This window comes from Pseudomonas sp. Irchel s3f10 (genome assembly GCF_900187515.1).
GTDB classification, from domain to species: domain Bacteria; phylum Pseudomonadota; class Gammaproteobacteria; order Pseudomonadales; family Pseudomonadaceae; genus Aquipseudomonas; species Aquipseudomonas tensinigenes.
Genome location: NZ_FYDZ01000002.1, coordinates 606,202 through 625,157 on the forward strand (window position 1 = coordinate 606,202; position 18,956 = coordinate 625,157).

At 56.2% G+C, this 18,956-nt stretch carries 23 protein-coding genes; 14 read left to right on the forward strand and 9 right to left on the reverse strand.

What is annotated here, in order from left to right; all coding sequences use genetic code 11:
• Nucleotides 1-94: 94 nt before the first annotated feature.
• The 4 genes from CKW17_RS07945 to CKW17_RS07960 form a co-directional block, all read right to left on the reverse strand.
• The gene (locus CKW17_RS07945; protein WP_095119435.1) at nt 95-997 is read right to left on the reverse strand and encodes an alpha/beta fold hydrolase; all 903 of its coding nucleotides are present in this window, start codon (nt 995-997) and stop codon (nt 95-97) included.
• Nucleotides 997-1,779: a class II aldolase/adducin family protein gene (locus CKW17_RS07950; RefSeq protein WP_095119436.1), complete on the reverse strand. Its 783-nt coding sequence runs from the start codon at nt 1,777-1,779 to the stop codon at nt 997-999. Before CKW17_RS07950 ends, CKW17_RS07945 begins: the two co-directional genes overlap by 1 nt.
• Nucleotides 1,780-1,910: 131 nt before the next feature.
• Nucleotides 1,911-2,597, reverse strand: coding sequence for an LrgB family protein (locus CKW17_RS07955; protein ID WP_095119437.1), 687 nt, complete (start codon nt 2,595-2,597; stop codon nt 1,911-1,913).
• Nucleotides 2,587-2,973: a CidA/LrgA family protein gene (locus CKW17_RS07960; RefSeq protein WP_095119438.1), complete on the reverse strand. Its 387-nt coding sequence runs from the start codon at nt 2,971-2,973 to the stop codon at nt 2,587-2,589. Before CKW17_RS07960 ends, CKW17_RS07955 begins: the two co-directional genes overlap by 11 nt.
• A gap of 95 nt (nt 2,974-3,068) precedes the next feature.
• Between CKW17_RS07960 and CKW17_RS07965 the strand changes: the two genes are divergently transcribed.
• On the forward strand, nt 3,069-3,956 hold the full coding sequence (locus CKW17_RS07965; RefSeq protein ID WP_095119439.1) for a LysR family transcriptional regulator: 888 nt from the start codon (nt 3,069-3,071) through the stop codon (nt 3,954-3,956).
• Here CKW17_RS07965 and CKW17_RS07970 read toward each other — a convergent pair.
• Nucleotides 3,946-4,401: a flavodoxin gene (locus tag CKW17_RS07970; protein WP_095119440.1), complete on the reverse strand. Its 456-nt coding sequence runs from the start codon at nt 4,399-4,401 to the stop codon at nt 3,946-3,948. The two genes, CKW17_RS07965 and CKW17_RS07970, sit on opposite strands and share 11 nt — an antisense overlap.
• Before the next feature lie 153 nt (nt 4,402-4,554).
• Between CKW17_RS07970 and CKW17_RS07975 the strand changes: the two genes are divergently transcribed.
• Together CKW17_RS07975 and CKW17_RS07980 are read left to right on the forward strand one after the other, a co-directional pair.
• The gene (locus CKW17_RS07975) at nt 4,555-5,031 is read left to right on the forward strand and encodes a PAS domain-containing protein (protein ID WP_095112662.1); all 477 of its coding nucleotides are present in this window, start codon (nt 4,555-4,557) and stop codon (nt 5,029-5,031) included.
• 54 nt (nt 5,032-5,085) lie between these two features.
• The gene (locus CKW17_RS07980; protein ID WP_034154507.1) at nt 5,086-5,691 is read left to right on the forward strand and encodes a hypothetical protein; all 606 of its coding nucleotides are present in this window, start codon (nt 5,086-5,088) and stop codon (nt 5,689-5,691) included.
• 3 nt (nt 5,692-5,694) lie between these two features.
• Here CKW17_RS07980 and CKW17_RS07985 read toward each other — a convergent pair whose 3' ends face one another.
• Nucleotides 5,695-6,654: a MerR family transcriptional regulator gene (locus CKW17_RS07985; protein WP_095119604.1), complete on the reverse strand. Its 960-nt coding sequence runs from the start codon at nt 6,652-6,654 to the stop codon at nt 5,695-5,697.
• Nucleotides 6,655-6,866: 212 nt separating this feature from the next.
• Between CKW17_RS07985 and CKW17_RS07990 the strand changes: the two genes are divergently transcribed.
• From CKW17_RS07990 to CKW17_RS08015, 6 genes are all read left to right on the forward strand, one after another.
• Complete coding sequence (locus CKW17_RS07990; RefSeq protein WP_095119441.1) at nt 6,867-7,433, forward strand: antibiotic biosynthesis monooxygenase; 567 nt, start codon at nt 6,867-6,869, stop codon at nt 7,431-7,433.
• Between the two features lie 133 nt (nt 7,434-7,566).
• Nucleotides 7,567-8,277, forward strand: coding sequence for a dihydromonapterin reductase (folM, locus tag CKW17_RS07995; protein ID WP_095119442.1), 711 nt, complete (start codon nt 7,567-7,569; stop codon nt 8,275-8,277).
• Between the two features lie 21 nt (nt 8,278-8,298).
• On the forward strand, nt 8,299-8,859 hold the full coding sequence (gene folE / locus CKW17_RS08000; protein WP_095119443.1) for a GTP cyclohydrolase I FolE: 561 nt from the start codon (nt 8,299-8,301) through the stop codon (nt 8,857-8,859).
• Nucleotides 8,860-9,231: a dihydroneopterin triphosphate 2'-epimerase gene (folX, locus tag CKW17_RS08005; protein ID WP_095119444.1), complete on the forward strand. Its 372-nt coding sequence runs from the start codon at nt 8,860-8,862 to the stop codon at nt 9,229-9,231.
• A gap of 99 nt (nt 9,232-9,330) precedes the next feature.
• Complete coding sequence (locus CKW17_RS08010; RefSeq protein WP_016987026.1) at nt 9,331-9,627, forward strand: DUF1244 domain-containing protein; 297 nt, start codon at nt 9,331-9,333, stop codon at nt 9,625-9,627.
• Nucleotides 9,620-9,958, forward strand: a complete 339-nt coding sequence (locus tag CKW17_RS08015; protein WP_095119445.1) for a HopJ type III effector protein — start codon at nt 9,620-9,622, stop codon at nt 9,956-9,958. Before CKW17_RS08010 ends, CKW17_RS08015 begins: the two co-directional genes overlap by 8 nt.
• Nucleotides 9,959-10,145: 187 nt before the next feature.
• On the opposite strand, the gene trxB is transcribed toward CKW17_RS08015, so the two are convergent.
• Nucleotides 10,146-11,108, reverse strand: a complete 963-nt coding sequence (trxB, locus tag CKW17_RS08020; protein ID WP_095119446.1) for a thioredoxin-disulfide reductase — start codon at nt 11,106-11,108, stop codon at nt 10,146-10,148.
• A gap of 311 nt (nt 11,109-11,419) precedes the next feature.
• On the opposite strand from trxB, the gene cysZ reads away from it, so the two are divergent.
• From cysZ to CKW17_RS08045, 4 genes are all read left to right on the forward strand, one after another.
• Nucleotides 11,420-12,172 carry a sulfate transporter CysZ gene (gene cysZ / locus CKW17_RS08030; RefSeq protein WP_007912358.1) on the forward strand — a complete coding sequence of 251 codons (753 nt, stop codon included), beginning with the start codon at nt 11,420-11,422 and terminating at the stop codon, nt 12,170-12,172.
• An 87-nt stretch (nt 12,173-12,259) separates the two neighbouring features.
• A complete protein-coding gene (locus tag CKW17_RS08035; RefSeq protein ID WP_095119447.1) occupies nt 12,260-13,618 on the forward strand; it encodes a site-specific integrase in 1,359 nt (452 codons plus the stop codon).
• A 902-nt stretch (nt 13,619-14,520) separates the two neighbouring features.
• Nucleotides 14,521-15,339 carry a phage antirepressor KilAC domain-containing protein gene (locus tag CKW17_RS08040; RefSeq protein WP_095119448.1) on the forward strand — a complete coding sequence of 273 codons (819 nt, stop codon included), beginning with the start codon at nt 14,521-14,523 and terminating at the stop codon, nt 15,337-15,339.
• Nucleotides 15,340-15,738: 399 nt separating this feature from the next.
• Complete coding sequence (locus CKW17_RS08045; protein WP_141234559.1) at nt 15,739-16,596, forward strand: hypothetical protein; 858 nt, start codon at nt 15,739-15,741, stop codon at nt 16,594-16,596.
• Nucleotides 16,597-17,470: 874 nt separating this feature from the next.
• Here the strand turns inward: CKW17_RS08045 and CKW17_RS08050 are convergent.
• Together CKW17_RS08050 and CKW17_RS08055 are read right to left on the reverse strand one after the other, a co-directional pair.
• Nucleotides 17,471-17,842 (reverse strand): hypothetical protein, encoded by a 372-nt coding sequence (locus CKW17_RS08050; RefSeq protein ID WP_095119450.1) that lies wholly within the window; start codon nt 17,840-17,842, stop codon nt 17,471-17,473.
• Nucleotides 17,843-17,876: 34 nt separating this feature from the next.
• Complete coding sequence (locus CKW17_RS08055) at nt 17,877-18,233, reverse strand: hypothetical protein (protein ID WP_095119451.1); 357 nt, start codon at nt 18,231-18,233, stop codon at nt 17,877-17,879.
• Between the two features lie 194 nt (nt 18,234-18,427).
• Between CKW17_RS08055 and CKW17_RS08060 the strand changes: the two genes are divergently transcribed.
• On the forward strand, nt 18,428-18,658 hold the full coding sequence (locus tag CKW17_RS08060; protein ID WP_095119452.1) for a helix-turn-helix domain-containing protein: 231 nt from the start codon (nt 18,428-18,430) through the stop codon (nt 18,656-18,658).
• Nucleotides 18,659-18,956 lie beyond the last annotated feature (298 nt).

The following is an 18,956-nucleotide window of genomic DNA, read 5'->3' on the forward strand; positions in this document are numbered from 1 at the left end:
GCTGGGGGATAGTGAAGATCAAAAGATCGCAGCCTGCGGCAGCTCCTACATTAGATTTGTGTAGGAGCTGCCAAAGGCTGCGATCTTTTGATTTTCAGGAGCAGGCGACTTTGCGCGGCGGCAGCACAAAACGCTCACGAAACGCTAGGTAGTGCTTGAGCACCTGCACTGGCGCCTCGGTCTGTGGATAGTGACCGATGCCCGGCAACAGCACCGTGTCTGCGTCGGGGATCAATTCGCAGTAACGCTCGACCATGTGCGCCCCGGAAATCGGATCGACGTCACCATCGATCACCCGCAACGGAATCTCGCCGCGCTGCATCGCCGTTACCCAGCGATCCCGCTGCACTCGGCGTTCGGGAATGTAGCTGATCAATTTGTGCATGATCCGTGGCCCGCGATTGCTGTCGACCAGGCTCCAGAAGTCGTCCAGTTCACTTTCGCTCGGCCGCGTTTGCGGGCCGAAGATCTGCCGGAAGCTTTTCACCAGAGCATCACGAGTAAACGCCCGACCAATCATCCAGCCCAACGGGCTGAGCAGCAGTTTCTGCATCAGTACCGGGCGATGGGTTTCCGGGAACAATCCACCGTTGAGAAACACACAACTGGCCACTTCGATCTTGTCTTCGTAGTGCCGGGCGAGTAGTTCCTGGGCAACGCTGTCACCGTAATCGTGCGCGAGCACATGCACCGGCTGGTCGATCTGCAGATGCGCGAGCAACGCCTGCTGCAAATCCGCCTGCTCAAGCAAACTGTAGGTGTGATTGATCGGTTTGGCCGAATCGCCAAAACCGAGCATATCGCAGGCAATCACCCGATAACGCTGGGCCAGCGGTTGCCACAGATAATGCCAATCCCAACTGGCGGTCGGGAAGCCATGGATCAGCAACAGCGGCTCACCCTGCCCCGCCGCCCAGTAACGGACCGGCTGGCCACGAAAGACAAACGTCTGGCTGCGTTTGCGCCAGACACACAGAGGAATCTCGGCAAGAGGCATTAGAGTTTATATCCGGGGTCTTGTTTATCGAGTTTGCGCAGCAACGCCGGCCAGGCCAGCGCACCACCCATGCCTTGAGCACTTTTGGTGACGCCGGCGATCATCGCTTTGGCGCCCGCCAGAATTTGCGGTTCGATGGCGATCAGTTCAGCCCCGCCGGTTTGCGCCATGACCTGAATGTCGCAGGCGCGCTGGAAGGTGAACATCATCAGAAAAGTATCGGCGATGGTGCCGCCACAGGTCAGCAGACCGTGGTTGTGCAGCATCAGGAAATTGTTCTCGCCGAGGTCGGCCTGCAGGCGCGCTTTCTCTTCGTGGTTCAGCGCCACCCCTTCATAGGCGTGATAAGCCAGGCTCGAGAGCACGAACAGCGACTGCTGACTGATCGGCAACACGCCCTGCTTTTGCGCCGACACCGCGACACCGGAAGCGGTGTGGGTATGCAGCACGCAAACCACATCGTGTCGCACTTCGTGCACGGCGCTGTGGATGGTGTAGCCGGCGGGGTTGATTTCGTAAGGGCTGTCCATGAGTTTGTTGCCGGCCTGATCGACTTTCACCAGGCTCGAGGCGGTGATCTCATGAAACATCAGACCGAACGGGTTGATCAGGAAATCTTCGGTGCCCGGCACCTTGGCCGAGATATGGGTGAAGATCAGATCGTCCCAGCCATGCAGCGCGACCAGACGATAACAAGCGGCGAGATCGACTCGGGTCTGCCATTCCGCAGCACTGACCAGGTCTTTGACATTAAGGGACGATTGGACGGGGGCTACGCTCACTGTATGCACCTCTGCGTTCTTATTGTTCTGCACGTACGAGCAGTCTAGTCAGGCGCAGAGCATCGCGTAGTTGCATTGGCAGCCAGCTTGATGACTGACCGAGTCAGCGATGCAAACAGTCTGGATCCATGTCAAAGCAACGACGCCAACAAAGGCGCGGCAAACAGATTGAGCAACCCGGTCAAGACCATCACCAGCCCGGCGACTGAGCCTTCTTCCCCGCCCACTTCATGGGCCCGGCTGACCCCGGCACCGTGCGCGCCAACCCCGAACAATGCACCGCGCGCCAAGGCACTGCGCAACGGCAGCCACTTCAACAGCACCCCGCCGAGCATCGCGCCGAACACACCGGTGAACATCACGAATACCGCCGTCAACTCCGGCACGCCGCCGAGGTTCTGCGCCAGTGGCATGGCGAACGGTGTGGTGATCGAGCGCGGCACCAGTGACATCGTCACCGAGCTGTCGAGCGCCAGCGCCCTGGCCAATCCGAATGAGGTGCCGATCGACGCCGCACTGCCGGCAACCATGCCCAATAGCAGCGCCGACCAGTACCGCATCAACAAACGGCGTTGCTGCCAGATCGGCACGGCGAAAGCCACGGTGACCGGGCCGAGCACCAGCATCAGCCAGTGGGTGTTGCTGGAATATTCGGCATAGGCGGTGTGCAGGGGCACGGCGAGCGCCAGCAGCAACGCCGGCACCAGAATCAGTGGTGACAAGACGTAGCGCCCGGTGCGCCGATACAACCAGCGGCTGAACAGATACGCCAACAGGGTGAAGGCCAGCCAGAACATCGGCATCCATTCAAGCTTCATGGGACCGCCTCATGCGCACGGCCAGTTCTACGGTGAAAGCCGTCACCAGCATCACCATCAAGGTGCTGGCAGCGATGACCAGCAGGATCCGCCAGCCGTCATTGCGCAGCAGCGCGCCGTAGTCGAGCAGACTCATCAGCGCCGGGATGAAGAACAACAACATCTCGGCCATCAGCAGTCCCGCGCCCAATTGCAGCGCTGCCGGTTTGACCCAGCCAAAGGCAAATGCCAGCAGCAACAGCGCCATACCGATGACGCCGCCGGGGATTGGCCACGCCAGCCAGGCAGCCAGTTGGCAGCCGAGCAGGTAGAGACCGAGCAATACGGCAAGTTCGGCGAGAAGACGAGAGAGATGCTTGAGGGTGACGGCGTTCATGATTTTGCTCCTGACAGGCGCTTATTTTACGAAGCGCCCTGCCATCGCCGAAGCGAATTGTTAGACTCAAAGCCATTCCAAAATGGAATCAGGCAATGGAATTCAAACAGCTGCGCAGTTTCGTCGAAGTCATGCATCAGGGCGGTTTCACCCAGGCCGCAAAAACCCTGCACATCAGCCAGTCAGCGGTGAGCAAACAGATCGCACAACTGGAGCAGAGTCTCGGCACGCCCTTGCTTGAACGGCTCGGTTCGCAATTGCGCCTGACCGCCGCTGGCAGCGTCGTGCTGCAACGGGCCGAGGGCATGCTGCGTTTGCGCAACGAACTGCTCGCGGAGCTGGACGACCTCAGTCATATGGCACGTGGAGAGCTGCGCCTCGGCCTGCCATTACTCGGCAGCGACGCGCTATTCGCCGAACTGTTTGCGGAATACCGGCGGCGCTATCCGAATATCAGCATCCAGTTGCTCGAGGGTGGTAGCCGCAATATCGAGCAGGCTGTGCTGAGCGGTGAATTGGAGTTGGGCGGCAGTCTGTTGCCAAAGGATCCGCAATTCGACTGGCAGCCGTTTTGCGATGAGCCACTCGACGCCCTGCTACCGGTGGATCATCCACTGGCCGAGCGGGGTGAGATCGGTCTGGAGGAATTGGCCGAGACGCCCTTTCTGCTCTATCAGCGCAGCTTCGTGCTCAACGACCGCTTGCTGCAGGCATGCCAGCAATTGGGCTTCACGCCGAAGGAAGGCGGACGCAGCGGTCAGGCCGATTTTCTTGCGGCGCTGGTCGCCGCCGGGCAAGGCGTGGTGTTGTTGCCCAGCGTGGTTGCACGCGGTCTGGTGCGGCCAGGCGTGGTGCGCCTGACCTTGCGCGCACCGGATTATCTGCGTTGGGATATCGCCTTCATCTGGCGTCGCGGCGCGTATCTGTCGAAAGCGGCGCAGGCATGGCTGGCGCTGTTGCGCGAGCGCGGAATCAGTCCTTGAGGGCTTCGATCAACTGCGCCAGCCAAGGCTCGGCGTCGGTTTCCGGGGTGACGCTTTCGCTGGCGTCGATGCGCAGCATCTCTTGCACTTCACGCACGCCTAGCTCGCCGAACAGTTCCCGCATTTGCTCGCCACCGCCGCAGAAAGTGTCGCCATAACTGGCGTCGCCCAAGGCAATCACTGCGCCCGGCAAACCGAGCAATGCCGCTGGCAATTGGTCGCGAATCGCCGAATACAGCGGTTGCAGGTTATCCGGCAACTCGCCCATGCCGGTGGTGGAAGTCACCGCGAGCAACGCTTCAGGAGCGAACGACTGAATGTCCGCCAGGCTGGCGCGCGAGTTGTAGAAGGTTTCAAAGCCCGCGGCTTTCAACAGGTTCTGGGCGTGACGGGCGACTTCTTCGGCGGTGCCGTAGACCGAACCGGAGAGGATGGCGACTTTCATCAATCTGATCCTGAAACTGAAAAAAAGAGCGGCGATAGTAACAGCCTCCAACGCAAAGCTGCGATTGAATCTCAACTGGCGATAATGGCCAGTAGACAGCGCCTACGGTTCTTCTAGAATGCGAGCCACTGACAACTCTGAAAGGATTCAAAGATGATCAACGCCAGCCTGCTGCAAATGGTAATCAACGCGTCGAACGACGGCATCGTGGTCGCCGAAAAGGAAGGTGAACAGAACGATATCCTGATCTATGTGAACCCGGCCTTTGAACGACTGACCGGCTACACCAGTGAGGAAATCCTCTATCAGGACTGCCGCTTTCTGCAGTCTGGTGACCGAGATCAGGACAGCCTGAAACTGATTCGCGAAACGCTGGATAACGGCGGCTCGTGCCGGGAAATCCTGCGCAACTATCGCAAGGACGGTACGCCGTTCTGGAATGAACTGTCGATTTCGACGGTGAAAAACGTCGAAGACGGGCAAACGTATTTCGTTGGCGTGCAGAAGGACGTCACCGTTCAGGTCAAGGCGCAACAGCGCGTTGTTCAACTGGAAGCTGAAGTCGCTGCCCTCAAAGCAGAATTGGCTGCACTGAAAGCGACAAACGGTCAAAACAAAATCGCGAACTAAGTGTCATTAACTACAATCACCAATGACTTTGTATCTATATCTTTCGAGTTAGCCATGCAGCGCGACGCCCTTCTCACTCAGGATGAGCTGGATTTCATCCAGACCATGCAGCACAACCCGCAACTGAACGTGCGGGATGCGACGTCGAGTCTGCTGGTTAATGGCGGTTCGCAGATCCGAGATTTGCTCACGCGCCTGGCCGCTCACGAGCAAGTGACCATTCAGGCCAACTTCGAAAACCAGCAAATGACCTTCCCGCTGCATTTGGTGGAGGACGAGTTTCACGCGCTGCATCTGCGCCTCGGCGTACCGAGCATTTATGAAGACGGCCCGATGGTGCGGCCATGGCGACTGACTCTCGAAGAGCCAGTCGCCCTGGAGAACGCCAAGGGTCAGCCGGGCACGTTGTGGGTCCACGAGGTTTCGCACAAAGGTGTGCTACTGGAAGTGCGCAACAAGACCAAACCACCCAAGCATTTCGCGTTGTGGTTCAGCCCTTCGGGTTACGAGCGGATTTCATTGCGTGGCAATTTCGAACGGGAAACCGAAAATGGTTTCTATGCCTACGAACTGAGCCAGACCGACACCGACGAAACCGAACGCCTGCGTCAGTTCATCCTGCAGCAACATCGCCTCACCCATCCTGCGCTTCACACCTGAGTTTCAGGTATCCAGCTTCCCGGCCAGAAACTGCAGCATGCGCTGACGCATGTTCGCCCCTTCATTGCCCAGACAGGCAACAGAGGATCCGGCCAGGCTGTCCTGCGCCAGATCTGAAGCATCGCCCGCCAGCATCAACTGACAATCGAGGCTCAACGCCAACCGGTTCAGACGCCGAGGCAACTCGGTGCTGGGCGCGTGATTGGAAAACAGCACGAGTGCATCAGGTTTGATCTTTTCGCACACCAACGTCAGCTCATCGAACGGCTGACCTGTCGTCAGCACGCGAACACCGGCATTGCTGTCGCTGAGAAACAGCGCCGCCACCAGCAACTCCAGCTCTCGACATTGCCCGGCCAGCGCGCTGACGATCACACGGCGCGGTTGGGTGCCGCGCAGCATGACGATCCGTTGCAACACCCGCGCCCGCAGGAAGCCATCGAAAAACAGCCACTCGCTGGTTTGCCCGAAAGCCTCCTGGCGCTGCAACAATTGCAGCCACAGCGGCATCAGGATGTCCTGAAACACCACCGGCAATGAGTAAGAAGAGAAAATCTGGCCATAGACACGGTCCAGTTGCTGATCATCGAATGCGCTGACCGCCTGCTGAATCTGTTCCTGCCACTGCAGGTAATCAGCCTGCACCAGATCATCGGGGATGATGTGCGCCAGCACTTTCATCGGTTCGGTCTTGGCGAGGATCTTGCCGACTTTGCTCACGGCGACACCGCGATCAATCCAGTCGACGATGCTGCGCACCCGCTCGATATCGGTCATCGAATAGAGCCGATGCCCGCTTTCGGTGCGTGTCGGCTGAATCAAACCATAGCGTCGCTCCCAGGCGCGCAAGGTCACCGGGTTTACACCGGTGAGGCGTGCGACCTCACGGATCGGGAACAGATCAGCGCGTTCGAGCGTAACAGAGGCCTGCGTAGCTGGGCTTGCGTCCGTTATGACAGGCATATGGCGTTCAACTTCCATGTCGGTTCAATTGGATCCCATTCTAACGCTTATGCCCCAATGGGATTCAAGTGATGAAATGCGACGAAAGTCGCTGGTTTAATCGTGAAAAACCGGAATAATCCTTGCTTGTTGAAAACGCAGGCCTCTACCCCGGCCCTGCGTCAGGCGAAATTCCTACCCGGAGTGACGCACTCGAAATACGGAGATACAAAATGTCTACTTCCCCCGTCACGCTGATGGTAGCGCGTCGCGTCGCCGATGGTCGCTATCAGGATCTGATCGCTTGGCTGCGCGAAGGCGAACAACTGGCCACAGATTTCCCCGGTTACCTGGGTTCTGGCGTGCTCGCTCCGCCACCCGGCGATAACGAATTCCAGATCATTTTTCGCTTTGTCGATGAGCAGACGTTGCATGCGTGGGAGCATTCGGCATCCCGTACCGCGTGGTTGAGCCGTGGCAGCGATCTCTTCGCCCACCCGAAAGAGCATCGGGTCAGTGGAATCGAAGGCTGGTTCGGCGCGGCCGGTCAGCGTCCACCGCGCTGGAAGCAGGCTGTCGCGATCTGGCTGGCGTTTTTTCCGGTGTCACTGTTGTTCAACTTTGTCCTCGGCCCGTTGCTCGCTGACATGGGTTTGTTGCCGCGCGTATTGATCAGCACGGCGTGCCTGACGCCGCTGATGGTTTACCTCTTTATACCGCTGTCGACGCGCCTGCTGGCGAACTGGCTGAACAGCACGCCGGTGCGCCTGCCTGTTTCGGCGACACCTCAAAAACATTAAAGATCGCAGCCTCGTTGCACTCGACAGCTCCTACAGGACTGAATACAGACCGGGGTAGGAGCTGCCGCAGGCTGCGATCTTTTCAGGCTCGTCGCTGTTATAGTTTTTGCTCCCACCGCGATGCGAGCCGTTCATGCCTGATTCCTCAGCCCCGATCCTCATCACCGGTGCCGGCCAGCGTGTCGGTCTGCATTGCGCGCAGCGGTTACTCGAAGAAGGCCATCGCGTCATCTTCACCTACCGCAGCGAACGCCCCGGCGTGCAGACACTGCGCGATCTGGGCGCCATCGGCCTGTTCGCCGATTTCTCCAGCGAAGCCGGGATTCTCGTCTTCATCGAAACACTGAAAACCCACACCGAGAGCCTGCGCGCCATCGTGCACAACGCTTCCGAGTGGCTGGCCGAAACCCCGGACAGCGAGGCCGAAGCCTTCACGCGCATGTTCAATCTGCACATGCTCGCGCCGTACCTGATCAACCTGCACTGCGGTGAATTGTTGAGGCGCTCGACGCCCGCCGACATCATCCATATCAGCGACGATGTCACCCGCAAAGGCAGCAGCAAGCACATCGGTTATTGCGCCACCAAGGCCGGGCTCGACAACCTGACGCTGTCCTTCGCCGCCCGCTATGCGCCGGCCATCAAGGTCAACGGCATCGCCCCGGCCCTGCTATTGTTCAATCCCGACGACGACGCGGCGTACCGCGCCAAGGCGCTGGCGAAATCCGCGCTGGGCATCGAACCCGGCAGCGAAGTGATCTATCAGAGCCTGCGTTATCTGCTCGACAACCCTTATGTCACCGGGACAACCCTGACCGTCAACGGCGGAAGGCACGTCAAATAACGCCTGCCTGCGAGGAAGTCCATGGCCCGCTCACTGCCCGAGAATTACCGCGAAATCCTCATCGGCCTCGGGGAAGATCCCGACCGTGAAGGATTGCTCGACACCCCGCTGCGCGCGGCCAAGGCCATGCAATACCTGTGTCATGGCTATGAGCAGAGCGTCGACGAGATCGTCAATGGCGCGCTGTTTGCCTCCGACAGCGACGAAATGATCATTGTCGCCGACATCGAGTTGTACTCTTTGTGCGAACATCACCTGCTGCCCTTCATCGGCAAGGCCCATGTGGCTTATATTCCGACAGGCAAGGTGCTGGGCCTGTCGAAAATCGCGCGCCTGGTGGACATGTTCGCCCGCCGCCTGCAGATTCAGGAAAACCTCACCCGGCAAATCGCCGATGCGGTGCAACAAGTCACCGATGCCGCCGGCGTCGCGGTGGTCATCGAGGCCAGACACATGTGCATGATGATGCGCGGTGTCGAAAAACAGAATTCGACCATGAACACCTCGGTCATGCTCGGCGCCTTTCGCGAGTCGAGCAACACCCGTCAGGAGTTCCTGCAATTGATTGGACGGAGCAAGTAAATGCCACAACTTCAACCGGGAATGGCGCGCATCCGAGTCAAGGATCTGCGCTTGCGCACCTTTATCGGGATCAACGAGGAGGAAATCCTCAACAAACAGGATGTGCTGATCAACCTGACCATTCTGTATGCCGCTCAGGAAGCGGTGCGTGACAACGACATCGACCACGCGCTGAATTACCGCACCATCACCAAAGCGATCATCGCGCACGTCGAGGGCAATCGCTTTGCGCTGCTCGAACGGCTGACGCAGGAATTGCTCGATCTGGTGATGAGTAACGGTTCGGTGCTGTACGCCGAAGTCGAAGTCGACAAGCCGCATGCGCTGCGTTTTGCCGAGTCGGTGTCGATCACGCTCGCGGCTAGCCGCTGAGCTTCAAGCTTCGAGCTGCAAGCGGTAAGCTAACGGCCGACCCCGATCCAATCTTGCAGCTTGAAGCTTGCCGCTCAAAGCTGTCTCGCAGAGACCCCCATGACTGATCAACAACGCCTCGAACTCGAAGCCGCCGCTTTCCGCCGGCTGGTCGCCCACCTGGACAGCCGCAAGGACGTGCAGAACATCGACCTGATGAACCTCGCCGGGTTCTGCCGCAACTGCCTGTCGAAGTGGTACAAGGCCGAAGCCGACGAGCGCCAGATCGAGGTCAGCCTCGACGATGCCCGCGAAGTGGTTTACGGCATGCCATACGCCGAGTGGAAAGCCCAATATCAGCAAGAAGCCAACGCCGACCAGCAAGCGGCGTTCGCCAAAGGAAAAACCCATGAGTGATCTGAACACCCTGCGCGCCAGCCTCAACAGCGGCGAACACGCTTTCGCCGACACCCTGGCGTTCATCGCCGCCGGTTACGACTACCAGCCGCAAGCCTTCAACAACGGTGGCGTGGAAAACGCCGCCGGACAGAACGAAGGCTCGTGCAAGACCCTGGGCTTGGCGCTGCTGGAAGGTCTGAGCGATGAAGAAGCGCTGTTGGCGTTCGGCGAGCATTACCGCTCGGTAGTGGCGACGCCTGAGGGCAGTGATCACGGCAATATTCGCGCGTTGATCAAACACGGTCTGATTGGCGTGAAGTTTACCGCCCCGCCCCTGACTCGCCGCTGATCCCAGCTGCAACGCCCCCCTGTAGGAGTGAGCCTGCTCGCGATAGCGGTGTATCAGTCGACTCATATGTTGACCGGTACACCGCTATCGCGAGCAGGCTCACTCCTACAATGAATTGCGTTGGAGCAGGAATAACGGGCACAAAAAAACCGGCCAATCTCTGGCCGGTTTTTTTATGCCTGCGATCTTAGAACGAAGCGTTCTGCAGACCGTCCAGGTAACGTTCGGTGTCCAGTGCCGCCATGCAGCCGGCGCCGGCCGAGGTGATGGCTTGACGGTAAACGTGGTCAGCCACGTCACCGGCGGCGAAGATACCTTCGACGCTGGTCGCAGTCGCGTTGCCGTCACGGCCGCCCTGCACCACCAGATAACCGTCTTTGAGGGTCAGCTGGCCTTCGAACAGCGATGTGTTCGGGGTGTGGCCGATGGCGATGAACACGCCGTCGACGGTGATTTCGTCGAAGCTGCCGTCGTTGTTCTTCAGACGCGCACCGGTCACGCCCATGTTGTCGCCCAGCACTTCGTCGAGGTTGGCGTTCAACTTGAGGATGATCTTGCCTTCAGCGGCGCGAGCGTTGAGCTTGTCGATCAGGATCTTTTCGGCGCGGAAGGTTTCGCGACGGTGGATCAGCGTCACAGTGCTGGCGATGTTGGCCAGGTACAGTGCCTCTTCAACCGCAGTGTTGCCACCACCGACCACAGCTACCGGCTTGTTGCGGTAGAAGAAACCGTCGCAGGTTGCGCAGGCGGAAACACCTTTACCCATGAACGCTTCTTCCGACGGCAGGCCCAAGTAACGAGCACTGGCGCCAGTAGCGATGATCAGGGCGTCGCAGGTGTAGGTCGCGCTATCGCCGGTCAAGGAGTACGGCTTGGAAGCGAAGTCCACAGCGTTGATGTGGTCGAAGACGATCTCGGTTTCAAAACGCTCGGCGTGTTCACGCATGCGCTCCATCAGCACCGGGCCAGTCAGGCCGTGAACGTCGCCCGGCCAGTTGTCGACTTCGGTGGTGGTGGTCAGTTGACCGCCAGCCTGCATGCCGGTGATCAGCAGTGGCTTGAGGTTGGCACGGGCCGCGTATACCGCTGCGCTGTAACCGGCAGGGCCGGAACCGAGAATAATCACTCGCGAATGACGGACTTCAGACATGACCTGCTCCTGTTGACCGGGCCGAAACACAGGCCCGGATCGCCGGACTGCCGGCGGGAATAAAAAAGGACCGTGGAAAACCTTGGGGAAGGCTTGAGCTCGACAGTCCTGTAAAAAGTTGGGTGCAGCGTATCGAGGGGGGCAAGATTAAGGAAATACGGTTTAACAATCCAGCTCATAGGTGGTCTCTATGCCGACACACTGACGAGATGGACGTCTTTGTTACAGTGAATGTCGATCGCTCTACCGCGCTTTCGCCGCCGTTGCAAAGTCGGTAAGGTCGGCGCGTTTTCCCTTGCTCGGAGCACCTTATGCCCGCCCCTGTTCTGTCCGGCCCGCAATACCTGCGCGAAGGCCTGAAACTGGTTCTCAGCCCTGGCTTGCGCCTGTTCGTGTTGTTGCCGCTGGCGATCAATCTGGTGCTGTTCGTCGGATTGATCTATCTGGCCGGCCACCAGTTCAGCCTGTGGGTCGATACGCTGATGCCATCGCTGCCCGAATGGCTGAGCTTTCTAAGCTACATCCTCTGGCCCTTGTTCGTGGTGCTGGTGGCGTTGATGGTGTTTTTCACCTTCACGATGCTGGCCAACGTGATCGCCGCACCGTTCAACGGCTTTCTTGCGGAAAAAGTCGAAGTGGTGGTGCGTGGCACCGATGATTTCCCGGCGTTCAGCTGGGGTGAACTGATTGCGATGGTCCCGCGCACCCTCGCCCGGGAAATGCGCAAACTCGGCTACTTCCTGCCCCGCGCCATCGGCCTGTTCATCCTCTCGTTCATCCCGGTGGTGAACATCATCGCCGCACCGCTGTGGCTGCTGTTCGGTGTGTGGATGATGGCGATCCAGTACATCGACTACCCGGCGGACAACCACAAACTCGGCTGGAACGAGATGCTCGCCTGGCTGCGCCAGAAGCGCTGGCAGAGCATGAGTTTTGGCGGGATCGTCTATCTGGTGCTGCTGATTCCGGTGGTCAACATCCTGATGATGCCGGCCGCAGTGGCCGGGGCAACGTTGTTCTGGGTGCGTGAGCGTGGCGCCGAGAATCTGGTGACTCAGCGCTAACGCGGTCATGATTGACTGTAAGAACACGTTTGCTGATCACACTTGAACTGCCCTTTCCCAGCCAACTGATACACAAGGCTGGTACACATGGCACTCATAGCACAACCATTCCGGCACCCCGACTCGGGCATCTACTACCTCCGACGCAGGGTGCCGGATGATCTAAGGGATATAATCGGCAAGACCGAGATTCGCCGTTCGCTGAACACGCGAAACCACCACCAAGCGAAGGCCGCGTTTGCCGTTGCGTACGCGGATTCCGAACGACTATTCAGTGATGCCCGCCAAGGGCTCTGCATTGAGCACCATACGCTAGAGGTGATAGCCAGGCCCCCAACTGCCTCTTATCTGCCTGCACGCATAGAAACCTCCATAAAGCTTTCAGAAGCGCTTGCCCGCTACGTCCAGTCCATCTCCATGTCGGGCAGGTCGGAGTACGTTTCTCGTCGTCATGCTGTCGACTACACCCGTGCTGTCAATCGCTACATCACTGACATGGGCGACATGACCATTGCGGCAATCCAGCCTTCGGATGTCCACAAGTTCGCTAGCAACCTGATCCAGCCTTCGGAGCCCGAGGTCAAGCCTCTGGCTACCTCATCTACGCGACTGTTATTGGCAAGGCTGTCATCGGTGCTGACGTTTTCGGTGGACTCCGGCTTGATTGAAACCAATCCCGTCAGTACATCTCGGATTCACAAGCGTTTAGGATCAGGTAAACCGAAGCGCCGCCTAGACGATAACCGAGGGTACAGCTGGAGCGAACTGGTCACACTTTTTAGTCACGCCGAGTTCCAGCGGCTTCGAACTGCCGAGGGCCGTCCGGGCAACGCAGTGTTCTGGATACCGTTGATAGCCGCTTACACCGGTGGCCGTCGCGAAGAGCTGGCTCAGCTGTATGTTGAAGACATTCACCAGCACGAAGGGGACTCATGGTTCATCCGCGTCATTGACGACCGCCCCGACAAGTCCGTCAAAACGGACAGCAGTCGAAGGGAAATTCCTGTCCATCCTGACCTGATCGCCCTTGGCCTGCTGTCCCTCGTACAGCAACGCGAGCCGGGAACGAGGGTTTTCCCTCAGTTGCTCAAAGTCTCCGATGGTTTTGCAGGAATCGTCTCCAAATCATGGCGTCCGATTACTCAGCTCTGCGGCGTGTATCAACTAGGTCGCCATCCCCTGCACGCGTTCCGACACAGCTTCAAGACACTGGCTAGAGAACACGGCATACCCAAAGAGGTCAGCGACTGGATCACCGGGCATGCTTCAGGGCACATGGGGGACAGCTATGGCACCAACCCGCTGTCGCGAATGGCCTCGGAGATAAAGAAGCTCCCCAGCCTCGCGAAAGCTGCTGGTCTGCTTCCAATGGAAAAGGAAGATTGCATGGGTGAACCGAGATTGACGGGGGGGCGGCCCGTAACCCTGGATAAGCAGACCGTATGAGGAACGCCCGTCCATCCCCATCGAAGCGAATTGCCGGACACGAAAACGGTTCGGTCACGTTCAGCATCTATGGCAGACGCAGCCCGCTGAAGGCGATGCCCGACGCTCAGGACAAAGTCACCTTATACAAAGATGTGTCGCTACGATAAACAAGCCGGCGTCATTTACTCTTCCTGGAAGTTGATGGCGCACTGATACCAAAGTTGCCAGAAGTTCAAATACCCCGAACTTGCGAAAAAGTTTACTTTGACAATCCGCACCACCCTGATAGTATTCAGACCAACAAAAAGCAACACGAAACAACAGCCCTGTCAAAGGTGCCTCCACCAAGTTACAAAAAATCGCGAATACCTGTTGACAGCGATGACCAACTCGCTAAGATTAGCAGCACGCCTCACCCAGATGTACAGGTCCATCGGACAAAGAAGCACCACAACTCTCTGCCGAGCTCGGGAATACCGAGAACTGCACAGGGTTTTTTGCGTGCCTGCGATTTGTCAACTCCATAACTTGTAGCCCTAGTTTCAATTATACGAGTAACTACCATGCCATAATTGCAAGATAAGACTGTGCCACCCCTCAATCAATGACGGAGAACATAAAATGACATAAGTGAATCGCCTTCGCATACTTGGCTGAGCATAGAGCCATAAAGCACTTTGATTCCAAAACCCCTAACAATACAACGGTACTCTAAGTTCCCGTGGCGTCCTTCTGCTGCCCCGAGAAATCCGAATAACACACTATAGGACACAGCTATGACCTAGCACCGCTCCACACACCTACTGAACTCGCCCAGTATTGCAACAATGTGCGAGACACGTTTACCTACTCCCGTATCAAACGCTACTAAGTTGTAGCGACGGGAAGCTACATCCTTAATTTATAAAGATACGAATAATATGAAAATGCAAAACACATACGCAAGCGCTTCACACAGCCCAACCGCAATTGCTGTCATCATGGCTAATGGGAGCCCTATCGCTCACCATATGCAGAGCGACGCGGTTGATTACATTGGTAATTCAGCCCCCCTCATCACCATGAGTACTAGAGAATTAGCAAAGCTAACAAAAAAGCGCCACGGAGATGTTATTCGCGACGTGAAGGTGATGCTTACGGACCTTGGTCTGGAGGATGACGCAGAACTGCGTCATGTAGAAATTCGCGAAGACTCTCGCGGATACACCTCGGAAATTATGCTTCCACGCCGAGAGGTAGAAATCCTGCTTACAGGCTATAGCGTATCCCTGCGGGCCAAGGTTATTGATCGATTGCATGAACTGGAGGGAGACATCTTGAAGCCATTCCGGGCATTGAGCGATATCCCCACCCTTCAGGCCCTAGTGTTCACCTGCACGAATCATCTACGGAAGCAGGATGAGAAGATTCAACAGGACGCCGTAAAGGTGAGTTTTTATGACAGTATGGCTGGTACAGAAGACCTATTAAACCCAATCACAGCCTCTAAACTTCTCGGTACAGGACGCACTAACTATTTACAGTATCTGCGTGACCATAAGATTCTGATGAGCCGTCCGAACCGTATTAATATGCCATACCAGAAGTACCTGGACGCCGGACTATTTGAGGTTAAGCTGGGTGACTACGAAAATCGTAAGACTGGCGAGATTGAAGCAAAGGCGCATCCGATGCTCACCGGAAAAGGTTTGATTTGGCTTAGCCGGTTCATTGAACAGAACGGTCGAGATGGTCTGTAATACGATTGGCTCGACGCTGCAAAGTTGGCAGTTTATGCGTATAACAACATCATCATTGCCAATTAAGTGACGTAGTCCAAACTGGGAAAATACTGAGCCGGGAGCGACCTTATGGACCGATCTTGGCGATGTATTTTTGAGCGGTGGTTGGTGACTACACACTGGCCATTCGCTATGTACACTTCATTGAAATGCCGAAACAATACCCGGCGACAGATGCTGGACCCGCAACACTTCGTCTAACCATGCCATAACTTTGTTTGCTCATGCCGCCAGGCCACTGAGCAAAGCGAATTCCTGTCGTCTGCGATATTGGTTTGCATGTTCCCGGTAATGAACAACCGTGGACCAACTGAAGACTCGCCTATGAAACGAGCTTAATGAACATAAAGAAACACTATGAAAACTAGCACTACCCCATCAACCTGCACTACAGAAACCTCAACAGAGACAACCGTTATCAAACTTCGTGAAGGCGGCATGTCAATCGCTAACATCATGAAGGAGACTGGACTACCAGAACGCCAAGTCAAACGATTGACCGCTCATATCGCGAAGCCACCAAACAAACAGAAGGCCGTCACGAAAATCCCAACGCCACTAGTCAGGGCTACGGAACTAGTCTTTACACTGGCTAGTCGCCCTTGTGGTATTCGTGACTACGAACTTCGGCACATAATGCATGAAGAGTACGGTAGTACTTGGGACACATCAACTGGACGATACAATAGCGACTATGACAGCGATAAGTTAAAACGCGTAAGAGCAAAAGTTAGGGAGCGAGCAATCACGGAAGAATGTGACATAATCTTCACCATGGACTGGATAAGCGAAGAAGACCCAAGGGCAAGTAGCCAATACCTACTTTCCGCCGCAGATGGATTAGTGAGTAGAATCAATGAACATGTTGCTGAGTACATGGCCCTACATGCAACCCGATGGAACGAGGACAGTGATGAAGCTCGGCTTGCACAGGTCAAGCAACGTTATGCAGTCGAAAGATACTTGCTGAAGCTAGCGGTAAAGAACTACGGCAAAGAGCCAATTGACAAACTACTGGAAAGAACCGCAACACTCGTGGACGAGCTAGAGAAAACTCCCGATGCCCCTCTATCCAAATCCGGCCAGAATTATGGCGGTAGCTATGCCAAAGAAGATAAACAGGACTACTACCCTGAACCCCCTCGACGGGACGCTTTCCTCGAATTTGTAGAGTCGCAGGGATGGATAAAGGAAGTGGCCAACAGGTTCATATAGTTGAGAATTACTCTCGCCTGTCCGAAAGCCATCATTCGCGCCTACCATACTTAGTGTATGGCGGGAGCCGGACACGCTACTGTATGAGATTAACTCTTTTATATATTTATCTTGTGGCGTCTACGCTACAGCATAATAACCTGTGCCCGAGGCACGGATTACAACTCTATACAACTAGGGGCGATAGGGGGCAGAAGCCCCTCCCCGCTTTTGCTTTTGCTCTGAACCTTGCAGATATACCTTGTGGCGTGAGCCACGATTAATCAATGCAGGAAGGTTAGCTGTGACTATGGTCACAGGGAATAAGTCTATGCCTATGGCACCATTGTCCCTTGCACAATAAAAAGCAAGATCAGGGGATGGGTTAATCCCCATCTTTCCCCTGTGCTATGTACAGTTGTTACTCGTGCCCTGAGGCACAGGTAGTAATCTTGGAGAGTACAAACCTAGAGGTCTGAGAATCCGTGACTTTCAGTCACCATATACCTGCACAGTTAAAGTCAAAAGCTTGTGGGGCTTCTTGCCCTTGCCCCACCGATTACATCTTATGCCAGTAGGGTGGAAGGAAGGTGCAGCCGCCCCCCTTCATCTTCATGTTAACCATGCCGAGCGGCATAGGGAGCCTGAATGAACTGATCACTAACGTGCAGGGTTGCCCCACGGGTAAGCCACATAAGTAGCTCGCCAGATGAGCTAGGGGTAGCTCAGTCAATGCACCTTAGCATACAGGTGGCGAAGCATCGGAATGCAGCGAGCACGATTTGAGATTCTTTAAGTAGCCCATCTAGGTGGGCTAGGGGTAGCCCTTCCCACGCACGTTAACGTCCAGATGTGATCATTAGCGTGCAGAGATGGGTTTGGGAGAGTTCTCCGCCTAGTGAACATCCACTGCCGTTAAGCGGGTGTTTACCACCCTCATCAGCGTATCGAAATCCGAGTGGATGAAGGCTGAGTGGACAACGCAATCGAGGACACGGTGCCGCATTGCATCTTCATCAACTGAATCTACCCAGCCCTTCTTAATGATGCTCGAGACTGCACGTTCCACCCGCTCATTACTGAGCGTAAGGAAATCAGGTAACAGAGACGTGTCGATCCTCACACCACGGTTACTGTCCATCCGCACCAGCAGTAGTAGCATCACTGCCACCTTGTCCTCGTCCAGCGCTGTACAAGCCGCCATGACTTCAAACGCATACCGTGGTGCATGTACTGCTTGGTCTTCAGGTACTTTTCTATCAGTCATCAGTCAGTTCTCTACCATGGAGCCGAGAGTTGGTTTACATCTGCTCGTCAGGCTTTTCAGTTCTGGCCAGGTCAGTGTTTACAAAGCACACCAGAGGACCTCCAGGCTCCGTGCTCGCATCTACGGAGATGATCCAACCGGCATCCGCAAGGTCAGCGATGGCCTTCTCGACCTGTTGCAGCGTGGAGTTGCAGTGTTTGGCCACTTTCGCCAGGGTAGTCTGTACAAGTCCGTCGCCACCCATGATCGACATCAGCGTAAGCATCACTGATACAGCGTGCGGATTCGTTCGATTCAACCGACTCAACTCCATAAAAGCTGATGGGTTGGCGTATAAGGCTTCACCTTCGCCATCAGCGACATATGGGGACGTACCTTTTTGTTCGTTCATCACGCAGCTCCCTGGGGGGTGTGTAGTCAATTTAACTAGCTCACACGATGGCTCTAGCCTGGCCCTCAGGCTGACCGAAATGCCAAAAGCGTTAAGGCGAATGGTGCCATGTAGAACGAAATATTCACAGTATATTGTGAAGACGTAGTAAGCCATGGGAACGACAGTTCACCCCTCACTCAGGGGGTTATGGCTTGGACGCAGGGTTGGCATTCGGTAGGGTTCTTCGCGAGCGACGAAAGCTTGCAGGGCTGACCCAAGAGCAGCTGGCACTGGAGGCCGATGTTCAGCGGAATTACGTAAGTCTCATCGAACGAGGCGTCAATCAACCGACCATCAACATCATCTTCAAGCTTGCCGTTGCGTTGAAGTGCAAGCCCTCTGCTCTCATCGCCGATGTGGAGGCCCTGGTTCTCAGCGAGTGAAAGATGTCGACCTCTCTTACCCCGATACAGCTGATCAATAACTAATCAGTATCTATCCGCTCCCAGGCGTTGGTCAGCTCCCCTACACCACCCTAGACTCGCCAAAGCCTCTGTTTCCGGGGAATACAAGCATTGGTATCAAGCAGATCGCCCCGTCTTCTTTAATTCCACATAATAACCATGGTTATTGGCTAGTGCCGTGATCTCGGCGGCAATGAAGGATCAACTCTGAACCAGCTAACCAGCCGGGGTCGTTCGTACTCTGGGCAGGAGTACGACCTGAATATCGGTGCTCGGG

Excerpts from the sequence above, each read along its gene's own strand:
- CKW17_RS07945 (WP_095119435.1), bottom strand. The coding sequence starts at position 997 with ATGCCTCTTGCCGAGATTCCTCTGTGTGTCTGGCGCAAACGCAGCCAG.
- CKW17_RS07955 (WP_095119437.1), bottom strand. The coding sequence starts at position 2,597 with ATGAAGCTTGAATGGATGCCGATGTTCTGGCTGGCCTTCACCCTGTTG.
- CKW17_RS07960 (WP_095119438.1), bottom strand. The coding sequence starts at position 2,973 with ATGAACGCCGTCACCCTCAAGCATCTCTCTCGTCTTCTCGCCGAACTT.
- CKW17_RS07965 (WP_095119439.1), top strand. The coding sequence starts at position 3,069 with ATGGAATTCAAACAGCTGCGCAGTTTCGTCGAAGTCATGCATCAGGGC.
- CKW17_RS07970 (WP_095119440.1), bottom strand. The coding sequence starts at position 4,401 with ATGAAAGTCGCCATCCTCTCCGGTTCGGTCTACGGCACCGCCGAAGAA.
- CKW17_RS07975 (WP_095112662.1), top strand. The coding sequence starts at position 4,555 with ATGATCAACGCCAGCCTGCTGCAAATGGTAATCAACGCGTCGAACGAC.
- CKW17_RS07980 (WP_034154507.1), top strand. The coding sequence starts at position 5,086 with ATGCAGCGCGACGCCCTTCTCACTCAGGATGAGCTGGATTTCATCCAG.
- CKW17_RS07985 (WP_095119604.1), bottom strand. The coding sequence starts at position 6,654 with ATGCCTGTCATAACGGACGCAAGCCCAGCTACGCAGGCCTCTGTTACG.
- CKW17_RS07990 (WP_095119441.1), top strand. The coding sequence starts at position 6,867 with ATGTCTACTTCCCCCGTCACGCTGATGGTAGCGCGTCGCGTCGCCGAT.
- folM (WP_095119442.1), top strand. The coding sequence starts at position 7,567 with ATGCCTGATTCCTCAGCCCCGATCCTCATCACCGGTGCCGGCCAGCGT.
- folE (WP_095119443.1), top strand. The coding sequence starts at position 8,299 with ATGGCCCGCTCACTGCCCGAGAATTACCGCGAAATCCTCATCGGCCTC.
- folX (WP_095119444.1), top strand. The coding sequence starts at position 8,860 with ATGCCACAACTTCAACCGGGAATGGCGCGCATCCGAGTCAAGGATCTG.
- CKW17_RS08010 (WP_016987026.1), top strand. The coding sequence starts at position 9,331 with ATGACTGATCAACAACGCCTCGAACTCGAAGCCGCCGCTTTCCGCCGG.
- CKW17_RS08015 (WP_095119445.1), top strand. The coding sequence starts at position 9,620 with ATGAGTGATCTGAACACCCTGCGCGCCAGCCTCAACAGCGGCGAACAC.
- trxB (WP_095119446.1), bottom strand. The coding sequence starts at position 11,108 with ATGTCTGAAGTCCGTCATTCGCGAGTGATTATTCTCGGTTCCGGCCCT.
- cysZ (WP_007912358.1), top strand. The coding sequence starts at position 11,420 with ATGCCCGCCCCTGTTCTGTCCGGCCCGCAATACCTGCGCGAAGGCCTG.
- CKW17_RS08035 (WP_095119447.1), top strand. The coding sequence starts at position 12,260 with ATGGCACTCATAGCACAACCATTCCGGCACCCCGACTCGGGCATCTAC.
- CKW17_RS08040 (WP_095119448.1), top strand. The coding sequence starts at position 14,521 with ATGAAAATGCAAAACACATACGCAAGCGCTTCACACAGCCCAACCGCA.
- CKW17_RS08045 (WP_141234559.1), top strand. The coding sequence starts at position 15,739 with ATGAAAACTAGCACTACCCCATCAACCTGCACTACAGAAACCTCAACA.
- CKW17_RS08050 (WP_095119450.1), bottom strand. The coding sequence starts at position 17,842 with ATGACTGATAGAAAAGTACCTGAAGACCAAGCAGTACATGCACCACGG.
- CKW17_RS08055 (WP_095119451.1), bottom strand. The coding sequence starts at position 18,233 with ATGAACGAACAAAAAGGTACGTCCCCATATGTCGCTGATGGCGAAGGT.